The 16,292-nt window shown below is 70.9% G+C and carries 16 protein-coding genes, 1 tRNA gene and 1 other RNA gene; 9 read left to right on the top strand and 9 right to left on the bottom strand.

All coding sequences use genetic code 11. The features are described from left to right. Window positions 1-66 precede the first annotated feature (66 nt). The 3 genes from lolA to ald form a co-directional block, all read right to left on the bottom strand. A complete protein-coding gene (lolA, locus tag VMR06_RS00300; protein WP_325371791.1) occupies window positions 67-723 on the bottom strand; it encodes an outer membrane lipoprotein chaperone LolA in 657 nt (218 codons plus the stop codon). A gap of 77 nt (window positions 724-800) precedes the next feature. Next, window positions 801-3,122 (bottom strand): DNA translocase FtsK, encoded by a 2,322-nt coding sequence (locus tag VMR06_RS00295; protein WP_325371789.1) that lies wholly within the window; start codon window positions 3,120-3,122, stop codon window positions 801-803. Window positions 3,123-3,165: 43 nt separating this feature from the next. Beyond that, on the bottom strand, window positions 3,166-4,227 hold the full coding sequence (gene ald, locus VMR06_RS00290) for an alanine dehydrogenase (RefSeq protein ID WP_325371787.1): 1,062 nt from the start codon (window positions 4,225-4,227) through the stop codon (window positions 3,166-3,168). A gap of 267 nt (window positions 4,228-4,494) precedes the next feature. On the opposite strand from ald, the gene trxB reads away from it, so the two are divergent. The 4 genes from trxB (at window position 4,495) to infA (ending at window position 7,712) form a co-directional block, all read left to right on the top strand. After that, on the top strand, window positions 4,495-5,457 hold the full coding sequence (trxB, locus tag VMR06_RS00285; protein ID WP_325371785.1) for a thioredoxin-disulfide reductase: 963 nt from the start codon (window positions 4,495-4,497) through the stop codon (window positions 5,455-5,457). A 29-nt stretch (window positions 5,458-5,486) separates the two neighbouring features. Next, window positions 5,487-6,626, top strand: a complete 1,140-nt coding sequence (locus VMR06_RS00280) for a GNAT family N-acetyltransferase (RefSeq protein ID WP_325371783.1) — start codon at window positions 5,487-5,489, stop codon at window positions 6,624-6,626. Further along, a complete protein-coding gene (gene aat, locus VMR06_RS00275) occupies window positions 6,623-7,354 on the top strand; it encodes a leucyl/phenylalanyl-tRNA--protein transferase (RefSeq protein ID WP_325371781.1) in 732 nt (243 codons plus the stop codon). The genes VMR06_RS00280 and aat overlap by 4 nt, the downstream gene beginning before the upstream one ends. Window positions 7,355-7,493: 139 nt before the next feature. After that, window positions 7,494-7,712, top strand: a complete 219-nt coding sequence (gene infA / locus VMR06_RS00270) for a translation initiation factor IF-1 (RefSeq protein ID WP_133820089.1) — start codon at window positions 7,494-7,496, stop codon at window positions 7,710-7,712. Window positions 7,713-7,849: 137 nt separating this feature from the next. Here the strand turns inward: infA and VMR06_RS00265 are convergent, their stop codons facing one another. Beyond that, entirely contained in the window at window positions 7,850-8,620 is a 771-nt protein-coding gene (locus VMR06_RS00265) for a helix-turn-helix transcriptional regulator (RefSeq protein ID WP_325371778.1), read from the bottom strand. A 200-nt stretch (window positions 8,621-8,820) separates the two neighbouring features. Between VMR06_RS00265 and VMR06_RS00260 the strand changes: the two genes are divergently transcribed. Further along, complete coding sequence (locus VMR06_RS00260) at window positions 8,821-10,077, top strand: MFS transporter (RefSeq protein WP_325371776.1); 1,257 nt, start codon at window positions 8,821-8,823, stop codon at window positions 10,075-10,077. Window positions 10,078-10,120: 43 nt separating this feature from the next. Here VMR06_RS00260 and VMR06_RS00255 read toward each other — a convergent pair whose 3' ends face one another. The 5 genes from VMR06_RS00255 to VMR06_RS00235 all read right to left on the bottom strand — a co-directional run bounded on the left by VMR06_RS00255 (window position 10,121) and on the right by VMR06_RS00235 (window position 14,552). Further along, complete coding sequence (locus VMR06_RS00255; RefSeq protein ID WP_325371774.1) at window positions 10,121-11,086, bottom strand: DMT family transporter; 966 nt, start codon at window positions 11,084-11,086, stop codon at window positions 10,121-10,123. A gap of 12 nt (window positions 11,087-11,098) precedes the next feature. Beyond that, window positions 11,099-11,932: an N-formylglutamate deformylase gene (hutG, locus tag VMR06_RS00250; protein WP_325371772.1), complete on the bottom strand. Its 834-nt coding sequence runs from the start codon at window positions 11,930-11,932 to the stop codon at window positions 11,099-11,101. 240 nt (window positions 11,933-12,172) lie between these two features. Beyond that, window positions 12,173-12,502, bottom strand: coding sequence for a DUF6587 family protein (locus VMR06_RS00245; protein WP_325371770.1), 330 nt, complete (start codon window positions 12,500-12,502; stop codon window positions 12,173-12,175). Further along, window positions 12,490-14,304 carry a ferrous iron transport protein B gene (feoB, locus tag VMR06_RS00240; protein ID WP_325371768.1) on the bottom strand — a complete coding sequence of 605 codons (1,815 nt, stop codon included), beginning with the start codon at window positions 14,302-14,304 and terminating at the stop codon, window positions 12,490-12,492. Before feoB ends, VMR06_RS00245 begins: the two co-directional genes overlap by 13 nt. Next, entirely contained in the window at window positions 14,301-14,552 is a 252-nt protein-coding gene (locus VMR06_RS00235) for a FeoA family protein (protein ID WP_325371766.1), read from the bottom strand. The genes feoB and VMR06_RS00235 overlap by 4 nt, the downstream gene beginning before the upstream one ends. Before the next feature lie 268 nt (window positions 14,553-14,820). Here VMR06_RS00235 and VMR06_RS00230 point away from each other — a divergent pair, with 268 nt between their 5' ends. The 4 genes from VMR06_RS00230 (at window position 14,821) to ffs (ending at window position 16,254) form a co-directional block, all read left to right on the top strand. Next, the gene (locus VMR06_RS00230; RefSeq protein ID WP_325371764.1) at window positions 14,821-15,141 is read left to right on the top strand and encodes a cytochrome c; all 321 of its coding nucleotides are present in this window, start codon (window positions 14,821-14,823) and stop codon (window positions 15,139-15,141) included. A gap of 29 nt (window positions 15,142-15,170) precedes the next feature. After that, window positions 15,171-15,542 (top strand): cytochrome c, encoded by a 372-nt coding sequence (locus VMR06_RS00225; protein WP_325371762.1) that lies wholly within the window; start codon window positions 15,171-15,173, stop codon window positions 15,540-15,542. 429 nt (window positions 15,543-15,971) lie between these two features. Beyond that, window positions 15,972-16,063, top strand: a tRNA-Ser gene (locus VMR06_RS00220). Window positions 16,064-16,157: 94 nt separating this feature from the next. After that, an RNA gene (gene ffs, locus VMR06_RS00215) (signal recognition particle sRNA small type) lies at window positions 16,158-16,254 on the top strand. Window positions 16,255-16,292: the final 38 nt, after the last annotated feature.

Here is a 16,292-nt window from a genome sequence, read left to right as displayed (position 1 = left end):
CGCCCTCCCCGGCGTGCCCGATGCCTCGTCGTCGGCGCCGGTCCCGTGCCGGCGCGCCCTTCGTTGTTACGGCCGGACCGGAAACACCTCCGGACCGTCGGCATCGCCGATCACGTCGACGCCCTTGGGCGGCGTGAAGCGGAACGTATCGGCCGGCAGCGACGGATTGCGTTTCCAGTCGGTGAAGTGCATCTCGGTGACGTTGCCGAGCTGGTCCTTGAAGATCATGCGCGAAAGCCCGCTGCCATCGAAGCCGAGCTCGGCGTACTCGAACTCCGGCTCCTCGGCGCGCGCGCTCAGGCGCAGCCAGGCCAGGCCGTCGCGCTCGCCGGCCTCGCTGGCGACGAAGTCGCGGTCGATCAGCGACAGGTCGGTCAGCACGGTCAGCGGGCTCTGCGCCTCCTCGCTGCTCTGGCTGCGCACGCTGACCTGTTCGAGATCCGGGTCGTAGATCCACACGCGCGTGCCGTCGGCGACGATCAGCTGCTCGAACGGTTCGGTCGTCTGCCAGCGGAACTGGCGCGGCGCCGCCAGCGCCAGCGTGCCGCGCGAGGTGTCGCCGACCGCGGCCTGCGCGGTGCGCACGGTCTGGCTGAACCCGGCACTGACCGATTTCAGATCCTTGGAGAACGCCTCCATGCGCGCACGCGCCGAGTCGGCGGCGGATGCCGCTGATGCTGCGGCGGCCAGCAGGACGGTCAGGCAGAACACGATCGGTCGCACGGCGGAACTCTCTTCGGGTGGCTCGAAGGCGCCGATTGGACGGCGCCGTGGATGAAGCGCGGGCGAATCGCCCAGGTTCAGTCCTTCGGCGGCGGCGGCGCCAGCACGGTGCGGTTGCCGTTGTGCTCGGGCGTGCTGACCACGCCGTCGCGTTCCATCTGCTCGATCAGGCGCGCGGCGCGGTTGTAGCCGATGCGCAGGTGACGCTGCACGCCCGAGATCGACGCGCGGCGCGTCTCGGTGACGATGCGCACCGCGCGGTCGTAGAGCTGCGCCTCCTCGCCGCCCTCGGTCTCCTCGGCGTCGAGCGGCAGGCCGATCTCGCTGATGACCTTGCCGTCGCCGAGCGTCTGCACTTCCTCGAGCACGCCGTCGATGTAGTCCGGCTCGCCCTGCTGGCGCAGCCAATCGACGACGCGGTGCACCTCGTGGTCGTCGACGAAGGCGCCGTGCACGCGCTCGGGCGTCGCGGTGCCGGGCGGCAGGAACAGCATGTCGCCGTGACCGAGCAGGGTTTCGGCGCCGCTCTGGTCGAGGATCGTGCGCGAGTCGATCTTGGAGGAGACCTGGAACGCGATGCGGGTCGGGATGTTGGCCTTGATCAGGCCGGTGATGACGTCGACCGACGGGCGCTGCGTGGCCAGGATCAGATGCACGCCGGCCGCGCGCGCCTTCTGCGCGAGACGCGCGATCAGCTCCTCGACCTTCTTGCCGACGATCATCATCATGTCGGCGAACTCGTCGATGATGACGACGATGTACGGCAGCGGCTTGAGCGGCTCGGCGACGCGCTGCGGCTGCGAGGCATCGGGGCGGAACAGCGGATCGAGCAGAGGCTGGCCCTTGGCCTCCTCGTCCTTGACCTTCTTGTTGAAGCCGGCCAGGTTGCGCACGCCGACCGCGGCCATCAGCTTGTAGCGCCGCTCCATCTCGGCCACGCACCAGCGCAGCGCGTTGGCGGCCTCCTTCATGTCGGTGACGACCGGCGCCAGCAGATGCGGGATGCGCTCGTAGACCGAGAGCTCGAGCATCTTCGGATCGATCATGATCATCCTGACGTCGGCCGCGGTGGCCTTGTACAGCAGGCTCAACACCATCGCGTTGAGCGCGACCGACTTGCCCGACCCGGTCGTGCCGGCGACCAGCAGATGCGGCATCTTGGCGATGTCGGCCACGTGCGGGCGGCCGGCGATGTCCTTGCCGAGCGCCAGCGCCAGCGGCGACTTCATCGCGTCGTAGCGGTCCGAGCGCAGGATCTCCGACAGATACACGATCTCGCGGTTGACGTTCGGGATCTCCAGACCGATCACCGACTTGCCGGGGATCACGTCGACCACGCGCACGCTGACCACCGACAGGCCGCGCGCGATGTCCTTGTCGAGGCTCGAGATCTGGCTGCCCTTGATGCCGGGCGCCGGCTGCAGCTCGAAGCGCGTGACGACCGGCCCCGGGAACACGCCGACCACCTGCACCTCGATGCGGAAGTCGCGCAGTTTGAGCTCGACCTGGCGCGACAGCGCCTCGAGCGTCTCGGGCGAATAGCCCTTGACCTGCTGCTTGGGTTCGTCGAGCAGCGACAGCGGCGGCAGCTCGCCCTCGGCGGCCGCTCCGGAGAACAGCGGGATCTGGTTCTCGCGCTGGGCGCGCTCGCTCTTCTCGATCGGCGCCAGCACCGGCTCGATCTTGATCGGCTCGCGCTTGGCCTGGCGCACGGTCTCGACCTTGCGCGTCTCGGCGCGCTCCACGCGCGCCTCGCGCGCGGCGCTCCAGTCGTCGGCCTTGCGCAGCGTGCCGCCGAGCCAGGCGAAGCCGTCGACGAGGCTGCGGCCGATCGTGTCCATCAGCGCGAACCACGACAGCCCGGTCGCCAGCGTGACCGCGATCAGGAACAGCGCGAGCAGGAACAGGTCCGAACCGAGCACGCCGAACGCGTGCAGCAGGCCGGCGCCGACGATCTGGCCGAGGATGCCGCCATGCCCGGCCGGCAGCACGGTCGGTCCGCCGACGTTCAGATGGGTCAGCCCGGAACCGGCGACCAGCACCGCGACGCAGCCGACCAGGCGCAGCATCGGCCCGAACGCGTTGCGCTCGCTGGCCGCGCCGCCGCGCAGCACCGCCGCGCCGATCGCCAGCAGCAGCAGCGGGAACGCATAGGCCAGACGGCCGCAGAAGTAGAACAGCAGATCGGCGAACCAGGCGCCGACCGCACCGCCGAAGTTGGCGATGCGATCGGGCTGCCCGACGTGCGACCAGCCCGGATCCTGCGGGCTGTAGGTCAGCAGACAGGCGAACAGGTAGATCGCCAGCGGCAGGAGCAGCAGGAAACCGGCCTCGCGCACCAGGCGTTGCAGCCAGGCATTGGAGACGGGTCGGGATTGTCTGCTCGATTCGCGCGCCACCGAAACAATTTACCTGAGATTCTCTGGACAATCCATTGTTTTGTCAGGACTTCAATGCCGGGTGCACGATCGCGCCGGCATCGACGTTGATGCCGGAGGCGAGCGCCGGCGACTCGCGCCAGGCCGGCCCCTTGGCGAGCCGCTGCACGTACGGCAGGATCGCCGCCGAGATCGCCTGCGAGGAGGTCTGCGGCACCGCGCCGGGCATGTTGGTCACGGCGAAGTGGGTCACGCCGTCGACGAGGTAGGTCGGCTCGGCCCAGGTGGTCGGCCGCGAGGTCTCGAAACAGCCGCCCTGGTCGATCGAGATGTCGGCCAGCACGCTGCCCGGCTGCATCGACCTGACCATCTCGGCAGTGACCACGCGCGGCGCCTTCGCGCTCGGGATCAGCACCGCGCCGATCACCAGATCCGCATCGCGCACTTCGCGCGCGACGTATTCCTCGTACGGATACAGCGCGGTCACGTTGCTGCCGAGCGCCATCATCTGCGCGAGGCGGTCGGGCTTCATGTCGAACACGACGACGTTGGCGCCGCCGGCGGCCGCCAGCGCGGCCGAGTTGCTGCCGGCCGCGCCGGCACCGAGCACGACGACCTTGCCGCGCTCGGTCGACGGCAGGCCGCCGAGCAGCTTGCCCTTGCCGCCGGCCGGCTGGTGCAGCAGATGCGTGCCGATCTGCACGGCGATGCGGCCGGCGATCACCGACATCGGCGCCAGCAGCGGCAGCGAGCCGTCGGCTTCCTGCACCGACTCGAACGCGACGCCGGTCAGGCCGATCTCGAGCAGGCGCGCGGTCAGCGCCGGCTCGGCGGCCAGGTGCAGATAGCAGAACAGCAGATGATCCTTGCGCAGGCGCGACAGGTCGCCGGCGATCGGCTCCTTGACCTTGACGATCAGCTCGCCGGCCGCGTACAGCGCATCGGCATCGGCGGCGACGGTGACGCCCACGCGCGCGAAGTCATCGTCGGAGAAACCGCTCTTGCGGCCGGCGCCGGACTCGATGAACACCTCGTGGCCACGCTTGACCAGGTCGGCGCAGGCTGCCGGCACCAGGGCGACACGCCCTTCGAGGGTCTTGGTTTCGGCAGGAATACCGATGCGCATCGTGAATCTCCGCAGATAGGATGGAATGACGGGCTCGCATTCTGAGCGGTGCGTCCTGGCGACGCATCCCGCAGTGCAACCTTGATTCGCCGCCGCCTTCGCCCCATCCTCCCGGCTCCCGCGATCGTCCGCGCGGCCGTCCGACGAGGGACACCGCGAGACCGATTCGAGGGAGCATCCGGAGCCGGTCGGCGAGGGTCGAACCCCGCGCCCGGCATGAGCACACAAGAACGCGAACGAGGCCGGAAAAATCGGCCGGGATTATACATGACGACTCCGAAGCACACCCGCCTGCTGATCCTCGGTTCGGGTCCCGCCGGCTACACCGCGGCGATCTACGCGGCGCGCGCCAACCTCAAGCCGACCCTGGTCACCGGCATCGCGCAGGGCGGCCAGCTGATGACGACCACCGACGTGGACAACTGGCCCGGCGACGTGGAAGGCCTGCAGGGGCCGGCGCTGATGAAGCGCATGGCCGAGCACGCCGAACGCTTCGAGACGCAGATGGTGTTCGACCACATCCACAGCGTCGACCTCAAGCAGCGCCCGTTCCGCCTCAAGGGCGATGCCGGCGAGTACACCTGCGACGCGCTGATCGTCGCGACCGGCGCGACCGCGATGTACCTGGGCCTTTCGTCCGAGGAGAAGTACAAGGGCCAGGGCGTGTCGGCCTGCGCGACCTGCGACGGCTTCTTCTTCCGCGATCAGGAGGTCGCGGTGATCGGCGGCGGCAATACCGCGGTCGAGGAAGCGCTGTACCTGGCCAACATCGCGCGCAAGGTCACCCTGGTCCATCGCCGCGACAAGCTGCGCGCCGAGAAGATCATGCAGGACAAGCTGTTCGAGAAGGAGCGCGCCGGCAAGATCGAGATCGTCTGGAACCACACCGTCGCCGAGGTGCTCGGCGACGCCACCGGCGTGACCGGCGTGAAGCTCAAGAGCACGCAGGACGGCACGACCCGCGACATCGCCGTGACCGGCATGTTCGTCGCGATCGGCCACACGCCGAACACCGGCATCTTCGAAGGCCAGCTCGAGATGCGCAACGGCTACATCACGATCCGCACCGGCCTGGACGGCGGCGCGACCGCGACCAGCGTGCCGGGCGTGTTCGCCGCCGGCGACGTCGCCGACCAGGTCTATCGGCAGGCGGTCACCTCGGCCGGCTTCGGCTGCATGGCCGCACTCGACGCCGAGCGCTATCTCGACTCGATCGGCCTGGCCGGCTGAGGCCGCCGCGCGAGGCGCCACCGGCGACGATGCTGCACGCGCGCGTCCATCCGCGCCTCGACGCGATCGAGGCGGCCGCCTGGGACGCGCTGGTGGCCGACGACAATCCATTCGTCAGCCACGCCTTCCTGGCCGGGCTCGAACGCCACGGCTGCCTGTCGCCCGAGTACGGCTGGCAGCCGCATCATCTGGGCCTCTACGCCGCAGAGCGCCTGGTCGCGGCCGCGCCGCTGTACCTGAAAGGCAACTCGCACGGCGAGTTCGTGTTCGACTGGAGCTGGGCCGCCGCCTACGAGCGTCACGGCCTGGACTACTACCCCAAGCTGCTGGCCGGCGTGCCGTACTCGCCGGTGACCGGACCGCGCCTGCTCGCCGGCCGCGGCGAGGACGCGGCCGCCCTGCGCCGCGCACTGGCCGGCTCGATCGAGCGCGAGACCGACCGCCTCGGCCTGTCCTCGGCCCATGCCAATTTCGTCGACGACGAGGACGCGGCCGCGCTCGCCGATGCCGGCTGGCTCGCGCGCGGCGACTGGCAGTTCCACTGGCACAACCGCGGCTGGCGCGATTTCGAGGATTTCCTCGCCGCGCTCGCCTCGAAGAAGCGCAAGAACATCCGCCACGAGCGCGCCCAGGTCGCACGCGCCGGCATCCGCTGCACGCCGATGCACGGCGGCGAGCTCGACGAGGCGACCTGGGACGCCGTGCACCGGCTGTATCGGCGGACCTTCGATGCGCACGGCAACTACGCGGCGTTGACGCCGGCGTTCTTCCGCCACCTCGGCCGCGCCTTGCCGACCCGCAGCATCGTCGTGCTGTGCCGGCACGGCGCCGAACTGATCGCGATGGCGCTGTTCTTGCGCTCGGCCGACACGCTGTACGGGCGCTACTGGGGCGCCGATGCCGAGGTGCCGGGCCTGCATTTCGAGGCCTGCTACTACCAGGGCATCGACTACTGCCTGCGCGAGGGGCTGAGCCGCTTCGAACCCGGCGCGCAGGGTGAGCACAAGGTCGCGCGCGGCTTTCTTCCGGTCGCGACGCGCTCGTACCATCACCTCGTCGACGGCCGCTTCCGGGCCGCGGTCGCCGATGCGCTGCAGCGCGAGCGCGACCTGCTCGACCGCTATCGCGACGATGTACTCGTGCACTCGCCGTATACGGCGCCGCCATGATCCGCATCCCGATGCTGTCGCCGTCCCGGCTCGACCCGTTTCCGCCCGTGGCGACGGCTCTGCGCGAGCCCGACGGCCTGCTCGCGGCCGGCGGCGATCTGTCGGTCGAGCGCCTGCTCGCGGCCTATGCCGGCGGCATCTTCCCGTGGTTCTCGGCCGGCGAGCCGATCCTGTGGTGGTCGCCCGATCCGCGCATGGTCTTCGACACCGGCGCGATGCACGTGCCGCGCCGGCTGCGCCGCTGGCTGCGCGGCTGCGACTGGACGATCGGCGCCGATAGCGCGTTCGCCGAGGTCATGCACGCCTGCGCGGCGCCGCGCAGCGGCCAGGACGGCACCTGGATCGGGCCGGAGATGCACGCGGCCTATGCGCGGCTGCATGCGCACGGCCATGCGCACTCGATCGAGGTCCGCGACGGCGGCGTGCTGGTCGGCGGCCTCTACGGCGTCGCGGTCGGCCGCATGTTCTTCGGCGAATCGATGTTCAGCCGCGCCAGCGGCGGCTCCAAGGTCGCCCTGCTGGCGCTGGCCCAGGTGCTGAACGGCTGGGGCTGGCCCCTGCTCGACGCCCAGGTCCGCTCGCCGCATCTGGCCACGCTCGGCGCACGGACGATGCCGCGCCAGCGCTTCGTCGCCACGGTGCGCGAGCTGGCCGGGCTGCCGGGCCGGAGCGGCTCCTGGACGGCGCTGTTTCCCGCGCTGACCGGCGCCGCCCTGGCCGCCGGCTGAGCGCCGCCGGCGGCACGATCCGCGCGGCGCCGGACCGTCCGCGGCGGGCGCCGGCACGGCCCGGCGTTTCGCTCAGGGCCCGTTCGTGGCAGAATCCCGCGCCTTTCCGCCTGCACAATCCAAGGCTGCCTGCCCCCGAATGTCCAAAGACGACGTCATCGAAATGGAGGGTACGGTCCTCGAGACCCTGCCCAATACCATGTTCCGCGTGAAGCTCGAGAACGGCCACGTGGTCACCGCCCATATCTCAGGGCGCATGCGCAAGAACTACATCCGCATCCTGACCGGCGACAAGGTCAAGTGCGAGATGACGCCCTACGACCTGACCAAGGGTCGCATCACCTACCGCATGAAGTAAGCGGCACGGCCCGGCGCCGCGCGCCGTCCGGCCTGTGCCCGCACCGGTTCGCCGGTGCCCGTGCCGGATCGGTCCGGCATCCGCTCCACCGCCGTCTCCACGCCGCGCCCCGGGCGCCGGACGCGGCTGCGCGCCGCTCAGACCGACGCGAGAAAGCGGCTCGGCGCCGCGCCGAGCGTGCGCCGGAACATCGTCGCGAACGCCGATGCACTGTCGTAGCCGAGGTCGAACGCGATCGTCGTGATCGGCACGCCGGCGGCCAGCCGCGGCAGCGCCGCCAGCAGGCAGGCCTGCCGGCACCAGGCCGCGAAACCGAATCCGGTCTCGGCGCGGAAGCGCCGCGTGAACGAGCGGCGGCTCATCGCCAGCTCCTCGCACCAGTCGTCGATCGTCTGGTGCGGCGAGGGCTGTTCCAGATAGCGCCGGCAGCGCGCGGCCAGGCGCGGATCGCCCGGAAACGGCACGTTCAACGGCAGCTCCGGCGCACGCCCGATCTCGAGCAGCAGCAGCGAATAGATCAGATGTTCGCGCGTGCCCGGGTCCGGCGACGGGGCCAGCTCGGCCGCCTCGCGCAGCAGGCTGGCGGTCAGCGCCGAGACGCCGACCACGCGACAGGCCTGCGGCAGGGCGGCGGCAGCCGACGGCGCCACGTACAGGCTCAGCAGATCGACCGGCGCCAGCATCGTCACCTCGTGGGCGACCTCGGCCGGGATCCAGACTGCCCGCTCCGGCGGCACAACCCAGTTGCCGAGGTCGGTGTCGACCAGGGCGACGCCTTCGGCCGCATACAGGAACTGGGCGCGCCAGTGGCGATGGCGGGCGACGTGATGGCCGCCGCCGTAGCGGGCGCCGACCGCGACGAACGGGCCCGGCGTGGTTTCGACCTCGTGCGGCTGAACGTCTCTCACGGATGGCCCGATCGGAAGGGTGATTGGCCTGGACAATGATGCGTTGGCCGCGCCCCGGGCGTCTACTGCCGCCTGGCCCTCGTCAGGCCCGCGCACTCCGCCGGCACCTCCCTCCCTACCGGCGGATGCGGGCAGGACGGCTCCGCCGATCCGTCGGCCGGAGCCGTCCTGTCTGGTTTGACCGCCCTCGATCCCGCCCGATGTCCGCATCCTCCAACGATCTTCCGCTGCCCGCCCCGGCCGCTCCGGCACCGGCCGTCACCGCGTTCCCGGTATTGGCCACGCTGAGCGTGTGTCATCTGCTCAACGACCTGATCCAGTCGCTGCTGCCGGCGCTGTATCCGCTGCTCAAGGACGCCTTCGCGCTCGACTTCGGCCAGATCGGCCTGATCACGCTGACGTTCCAGTTCACCGCCTCGCTGCTGCAGCCGGTGATCGGCCTGTACACCGACCGCCATCCCAAGCCGTACTCGCTGGCGATCGGCATGTGCTCGACCCTGCTCGGCCTGCTGCTGCTCTCGCGCGCGACGAGCTTTCCGGTGCTGCTGGTCGCCGCCGCCCTGATCGGCACCGGTTCGTCGGTGTTCCATCCGGAGTCCTCGCGCATCGCGCGCATCGCATCGGGCGGCCGCCACGGCCTCGCGCAGTCGCTGTTCCAGGTCGGCGGCAACGTCGGCTCGGCGATCGGGCCGCTGCTGGCCGCGTGGATCGTCATGCCGCGCGGCCAGGTCAGCGTCGCCTGGTTCGCGCTGGCCGCGCTCGCCGCGATCGTGCTGCTCACGCGCATCGGCGGCTGGTACGCCGCGCGGCTGGCGGCGGCACCGCTGCGCCGGGGCGGCGGCGCCACCGCCGAGCTGCGGCTGCCGTCGCGGCGCATCGCCGGCGCCCTGCTCGTGCTGGGCCTGCTGATCTTCTCGAAGTATTTCTATCTGGCCAGCCTGACCAGCTACTACACGTTCTATCTGATGCACCGCTTCGGCATCGACGCGCAGGGTGCGCAGCTGCGCCTGTTCGTGTTCCTCGGCGCGGTCGCGGTCGGCACGATCGCCGGCGGTCCGATCGGCGACCGCATCGGGCGCCGCTACGTGATCTGGGGCTCGATCCTCGGCGTGCTGCCGTTCACGCTGCTGCTGCCGCATGCGGACCTGCTCTGGACGACGCTGCTGACGATCCCGATCGGCCTGATCCTGGCGTCCGCCTTCGCGGCGATCCTGGTCTACGCGCAGGATCTGGTGCCGGGCCGCCCCGGTACGATCGCCGGCCTGTTCTTCGGTTTCGCGTTCGGCATGGGCGGCCTCGGCGCGGCCGTGCTCGGCCAGCTCGCCGACCATGCCGGCATCGCCACCGTCTATGCGCTGTGCGCGTGGCTGCCGGCGATCGGCCTGCTCGCCTGGTTCCTGCCGGCGCTGGCGCCGTCGCCCGCCGCGGGCGGCGCGGCGATCAACGGCAGAACCTGAGCCGGGCGCGCGCCGGCGCGGTCTCCGGTCGCGCCACCGAGCCTCAGCGCGGACCGCGGCGCGTGTCGATCGGCCCGGGATCGGCAAGCGCGCCGGCCGGCGGGCGCTCGTCGGGACGCGCCGGCTCGCGCCGCGATGCGGCCAGCACGCCGATCAGCACCAGCACGGTGCCGGCGATCTGCCACGGACCCATCGCCTCGCCGAGCACCAGCATGCTGAGCACGATCGTCGAAACCGGACCGAGCATGCCGATCTGGGCGGTCAGGCCCGGGCCGATCCGCGCGATCGCGAGCATGACCGCGGCGACCGGAAACACCGTGCAGAGCGTGCCGTTGAGCAGCGACAGGCCCCAGACCGCCGGTGCCACCTCGGCCAGCGCGCCGACCCCGTCGACCAGTGCGAACTGCACCAGGCACAGCACACAGGCGACGATGCTCGCATAGGCGGTCAGGCGCAGCGCACCGATGCGGCCGACCAGCTCGCCGCTGCCGACCAGATAGACCGCATAGCTCAGCGCGCTCGCGAACACCAGCGCGCCGCCGAGCAGGACGTCGCGGCCGCCGAGGCGAAGATCGTGGCCGAACGCGAGCAGCACGCCGGCGTAGCTGAGCGCCAGCGCGGCCAGCTGGCGGCCGCCGACGCGGCGCCCGTGAACCAGGAAGCCGATCGCGAGCACCAGCGACGGCGTCAGGTACAGGATCAGCCGCTCCAGCGTCGCGCTGATGGTGGCCAGTCCGGCGAAGTCGAGAAAGCTCGCGAGGTAGTAGCCGAAGAAGCCGAGCGCGCCGATGCGCCAGGCGTCGCCGCGACCGATCCGCGCGCGTTCGCCGCGCCGCGCCCACACTGCCATCGCGACGAACGGCGGCAGCGCGACCAGCATGCGCAAGGCGAGCAGCGTGACCGCGTCGACGCCGTGGCGATAGCCGAGCTTGACGATGATCGCCTTGCCCGAGAACGCGATCGCGCCGGACGCCGCCAGCAGCACGCCGGCCAGCCGGCGATCGGCCACGGGCGCGGCCACTCAGCGGCCGTCGGGCCGGGCTGCCTGCCCGGCCGGCGGCGGCGAGGCCGGTTCGGCCAGCGTCGCTTCGAGCAGCGCGCGGATCAGCGCCTGCGTCGGCGCTGCCAGATCCTCGCGATAGGCATAGCGGTCCTCGTCCATGTAGCGCGCCTGCGCGAGCTCGAGCTGGACCGCCTCGACGCCGTGCTCGGGACGCCCGTAGTGGCGCGTGATGTAGCCGCCCTTGAAGCGGCCGTTGACGACATGGCTGTAGCCGGACTGCCGCTCGAGCACGCCGCGCAGGCGGTCCTGCAGCGCGGCACTGCAGCTGGCACCGTCGGCGGTACCGAGATTGAAGTCCGGCAGACGCCCCTCGAACAGGAACGGCACGACGCTGCGGATCGAATGGCCCTCCCACAGCACGACGCGGCCGTGCCCGGCCTGCAGCCGCGCGAGCTCGCCGGCGAGCGCCTCGTGATACGGCCGCCAGTAGATCTGCACGCGCTCGGCGATCTCGTCCGCATCGGGCGCCTGTCCGTCGAGATAGACCGGCTCGCCGCTGAACTGCACGGCCGGGCACAGGCCGGTCGTGTTGCGGCCCGGATACAGCGAGGTGTCGTCGGGCGGGCGGTTCAGGTCGACCACGTAGCGCGAATGCCGCGGCACCAGGACCGACGCGCCGAGTTCGCGCGCGAACGCGTACAGGCGCGAGACGTGCCAGTCGGTGTCGGGCGCGCGCCGCGCCGACGGCGTCAGGCGCGCCGCGATCGCGTCGGGAATCGCCGATCCGTCGTGCGGCAGGCTGACCAGGAGCGGCCGCGTGCCGCGGTGCAGGGTGTAGATCGTCGCGGACATGGATCTCTCGTCTCGGTGCATGCGCCGGACGGGTGTGGCGTCCGGCCGGTTCGCGATGCTAGCAGGCGGTGCCGGATCGCCGTCGCGGCATCGCGGCGGGACGCCGGGCGGCCGCCTCGTGACCGGCCCGGCCGATGCCGGCGCGCGGACTCGCGTTCGACCGATGCATGCGAGGGAGCCGCCTGCCATCGCGAGGGGGCGCGCGAAACGATGACGGCCGCGGCGGCCATGCGGCGAACGCTACGGCGCGCCGCGGCCGCGCGAGGTCGGCGGGCGGCGATGGAACACCAGCGGCTGCACGCGATCGGCCTCGGCCGGCCGTGCCGGGCCGCAGCTCGCGCAGGGACCGCAGCCGTCGCCGCAGGAACCGCCCTGCACACGCTCGCGCCGCAGGCGGCGGCCGAACGCGCGCAGCATCGCGGCGTGCTCCGGCCGGTCCAGACGCGCGGCCAGCGCCGCCAGGCCGCGCCGGCGCAGACGTGGCGCGAGCCGCCCGAACGCGCTCCACGCCGCCCAGACGACGATCGCCGCGACCGCCGGGATCTGCAGCCAGGCGCTCACGTCAGCCACCGTGCGATCTGATAGGTCAGCAACGAGGCCAGATACGCCAGCGCGAACAGATAGCCGGCCATGATCCAGACCTGCCGCCACGAATTGGTCTCGCGGCGCACCGTCGCCAGCGTCGACAGGCACATCGGCGCGAACACGTACCAGGCCAGCAGCGACAGCGCGGTCGCCAGCGACCACTGCGTCGCGACGATCGCCGAGAGTCCGTCCTCGTTGCCGGACAGTGCGTAGACGGTCGCCAGCGACGCCACCGCGACCTCGCGCGCGGCCAGGCCCGGCACCAGCGCGATGCAGATCTGCCAGTTGAAGCCGAGCGGCGCGAACACGACCTCGAGCAGGCGGCCGATGCGGCCGGCCAGGCTGTACTGGATCGCCGGCCCGGCCGCGCCGTCGGGCGGCGCCGGAAAGCTCGACAGGAACCACAGCAGCACGGTCAGCGCGAGGATGATGCCGCCGACGCGCTTGAGGAAGATCATCGCGCGTTCCCACAGGCCGATCGCGATGTCGCGCGCGTGCGGCCAGCGATACGAGGGCAGCTCCATCATCAGCGCGTGCTCGCTGCGGTCGCGGCGCAGGCGCTTGATCACCCAGGCCACCGCCATCGCGCTGACGATGCCGGCCACGTACAGCGCGAACAGCACGATGCCCTGCAGATTGAACACGCCGGCAACTGCGCGCTGCGGGATGAACGCCGCGATCAGCAGCGTGTAGACCGGCAGCCGCGCCGAGCAGGTCATCAGCGGCGCGATCAGGATCGTGGTCAGCCGGTCGCGCGGATCGGCGATGCTGCGCGTCGCCATGATGCCGGGGATCGCGCAGGCGAAGCTCGACAGCAGCGGGATGAACGAGCGTCCGGTCAGACCGACGCGCAGCATCAGGCGGTCGAGCAGGAACGCCGCACGCGGCAGATAGCCCGATTCCTCGAGCACCAGGATGAACACGAACAGGATCAGGATCTGCGGCAGGAACACCAGCACGCCGCCGACGCCGGCGACGATGCCGTCGACCAGCAGGCTGCGCAGCACGCCGTCCGGCAGCAGCGCGCCGAGCGCCTCGCCGAGCGCACCGAAGCCCGCCTCGATGCCGTCCATCAGCGGCGTGGCCCAGGCGAACACGGCCTGGAAGATCACGAACATCAGCGCCGCGAGTATCACCAGTCCGATCACCGGGTGCAGCACGATGCGGTCGATCGCCTGATCGGTGGCGGCGCTGTCGCGCGCACTCGACACCGCGGCAGCCAGGATGCGCCGCACCTCGGCATGGAGGTCGGCAACCGGATGCGCCTGCGGCGCCGGCAGTGCCTGCGCGTCGACGCGGTCGATCAGCGCCTGCGCGCCGTGGCGGCGCACCGCGACGGTCGGCACGACCGCGATGCCGAGTTCGCGCGACAGCGCCTCGACGTCGACCGCGATGCCGCGCCGCTCGGCGGCGTCGATCATGTTCAGCGCCAGGATCAGCGGTCGGCCGAGCGCCTTGAGCTCGAGCACGAAACGCAGATGCAGCCGCAGATTGGTCGCGTCGACGACGCAGACGATCAGGTCCGGCACCGGCTCGCCGGGATGCCGGCCGAGACAGACGTCGCGCGTGATCGCCTCGTCGGGACTGGCCGCATCGAGGCTGTAGGTGCCGGGCAGATCGAGCACGCGGACGCGCCGGCCCGACGGCGCCGTGTAGTGGCCTTCCTTGCGCTCGATCGTGACGCCGGCGTAGTTGGCGACCTTCTGGTGCGCGCCGGTCAGCCGGTTGAACAGGGCGGTCTTGCCGGAGTTCGGATTGCCGACCAGGGCGATCTGCAGCGTGCTCATGCGCCGGCTCCGTCCGCGTCGGCGACGGTCACGCGCGCGGCCTCGCTGCGGCGCAGGGCGAAACGCGTCGAGCCGATCTGGACCAGCAGCGGATCGCCGCCGAACGGCGCCAGCGCGACGATGCGCACCGGTTCGCCGGCGACGAAGCCGAGTTCGCGCAGACGGCGCGCGATCGCATCGTCGGCCACGGCATCGACCACGCCGGCGACCGTCGCGGGGACATTCTTCTGGAGTTCGGACAGACGCACGGACAACCTTGATCGATCGCGACCCGCACAGCCGCCGTTCGGCAGCGAGCGCGGGCGCAAAGAAGCAGTATAGCCGCAGATGGGGGCGATACCCATTCGCATCCAGTGCCGCGCGCGACGCGGCCAGTCGCCTCCCGCGTCCGGGCGGCACCTGCGTCGAATGGCCGCAACGGCGGCCGCGCGGCGGCGCGCCGATTGCCAGGAAACGGCCGCCGCAGGCTATACTCCCGCCGATTTTTCCGCGTAGCCAGACGGATCCGAGCCCGACATGACCCGAGCTTTGCTGTTCGCCACGACTCTGCTGTTTGCCCTGCCTTGCCTGGCCGAAACCGGCAAGGGCGATCCTGCCGCCGGCAAGGTCAAGGTCTACACCTGCACCGGCTGCCACGGCGTCACCGGCTGGCGCAACGCGTATCCGAGCTATCACGTGCCGCGCATCGGCGGCCAGAACTACGACTATCTCGTCGCCGCGCTGCACGGCTACAAGAGCGGCGACCGCCAGCATCCGACGATGCAGGCGCAGGGCGAGAGCCTGTCCGACGAGGACATCCGCGACATCGCCGCCTACCTGTCCTCGATCAAGCCGTGAGCCGCCGGAGCCCGACCTGCATGCACCTGATGAAGCCGCTGTTCGCCACGCTCGTCCTGCTGGGCACCGCCGCGCTGCCCGCGTTCGCCGCCGAGGGCGGCCGCGCCGGCCGCGGCAACGTCGAGGCCGGCAAGGACAAGTCGCTCGCCTGCCAGGCCTGCCACGGCCAGGACGGCGCCGCCGCGATCGATCCGCAGTATCCGCGCCTGGCCGGCCAGTACGCCGACTATCTCGCGCGCGCGCTGCACGAGTACCGCGCCGGCGCGCGCAAGAATCCGATCATGGCCGGCTTCGCGACGACGCTGTCGGACCAGGACATCAACGATCTGGCCGCCTACTACGCGAGCCTGCCGGTCACGCTGGTCGACCTGGCCAAGAACCCGACCGTCGCGCGCGACTGAACTGGCACGCCCGCGCGCTTGTGTGCCCGGGGGCCCTCCGCTATTCTGCGCGGCCCTCCAAGCCCCGCCATGCGAAGCGCGCTGCGCGACTCATGCGCAGGGATGCCGAATGGATGGCGCTTCAGGGATGAAGTCGGAGTGATGATTGACGTGGTGCGCAGAGGTGTCCGAGTGGTCGAGCGCGATGGCTTTCGCCGTCGTCCTCGGACGACGGCGCATCGCGCGAGGATGAGGCAGGGATGCCGAATGGATGGCGCTTCAGGGATGAAGTCAGAGTGATGATTTACGTGGTGCGGAGAGGTGTCCGAGTGGTCGAGCGCGATGGCTTCGCCGTCGTCCTCGGACGACAGCGCATCGCGCGAGGATGAGGCAGGATGCCGAATGGATAGCGCTTCAGGGATGAAGTCGGAGTGATGATTTACGTGGTGCGGAGAGGTGTCCGAGTGGTTGAAGGAGCACGCCTGGAAAGTGTGTAAACGGGTCAAACCGTTTCGCGGGTTCGAATCCCGCCCTCTCCGCCAGTAAGCCGGCACCGCGCCGGCAACCGAACGGATCGCGATGAAGGCGCGCTCCGGTCGAATCGGCCCACGAGGCCGAAGACGTCTATGGTGGCTCCGTCGGTTCTCCCGCGACGATAGCCTGCAAATCCCGCCAGGTCCGGAAGGAAGCAACGGTAGCAGGTGATTCGGGTGCCGGGATCCGGCTGGCGGAGCCGCCACCCTTATCTCCCGATCGAATCGATCCCCCGCC

This window comes from Dokdonella sp., assembly GCF_035511235.1.
Classification (GTDB): domain Bacteria; phylum Pseudomonadota; class Gammaproteobacteria; order Xanthomonadales; family Rhodanobacteraceae; genus Dokdonella.
Note: the sequence above shows the minus strand (reverse complement) of the source record. Positions and strands in the feature narration are given on the sequence as shown.

What these genes read in the sequence shown, in the direction of transcription:
- ald (WP_325371787.1), bottom strand. Translation starts at nt 4,227, where the DNA reads ATGCGCATCGGTATTCCTGCCGAAACCAAGACCCTCGAAGGGCGTGTC.
- trxB (WP_325371785.1), top strand. Translation starts at nt 4,495, where the DNA reads ATGACGACTCCGAAGCACACCCGCCTGCTGATCCTCGGTTCGGGTCCC.
- VMR06_RS00280 (WP_325371783.1), top strand. Translation starts at nt 5,487, where the DNA reads ATGCTGCACGCGCGCGTCCATCCGCGCCTCGACGCGATCGAGGCGGCC.
- aat (WP_325371781.1), top strand. Translation starts at nt 6,623, where the DNA reads ATGATCCGCATCCCGATGCTGTCGCCGTCCCGGCTCGACCCGTTTCCG.
- infA (WP_133820089.1), top strand. Translation starts at nt 7,494, where the DNA reads ATGTCCAAAGACGACGTCATCGAAATGGAGGGTACGGTCCTCGAGACC.
- VMR06_RS00260 (WP_325371776.1), top strand. Translation starts at nt 8,821, where the DNA reads ATGTCCGCATCCTCCAACGATCTTCCGCTGCCCGCCCCGGCCGCTCCG.
- hutG (WP_325371772.1), bottom strand. Translation starts at nt 11,932, where the DNA reads ATGTCCGCGACGATCTACACCCTGCACCGCGGCACGCGGCCGCTCCTG.
- feoB (WP_325371768.1), bottom strand. Translation starts at nt 14,304, where the DNA reads ATGAGCACGCTGCAGATCGCCCTGGTCGGCAATCCGAACTCCGGCAAG.
- VMR06_RS00230 (WP_325371764.1), top strand. Translation starts at nt 14,821, where the DNA reads ATGACCCGAGCTTTGCTGTTCGCCACGACTCTGCTGTTTGCCCTGCCT.
- VMR06_RS00225 (WP_325371762.1), top strand. Translation starts at nt 15,171, where the DNA reads ATGAAGCCGCTGTTCGCCACGCTCGTCCTGCTGGGCACCGCCGCGCTG.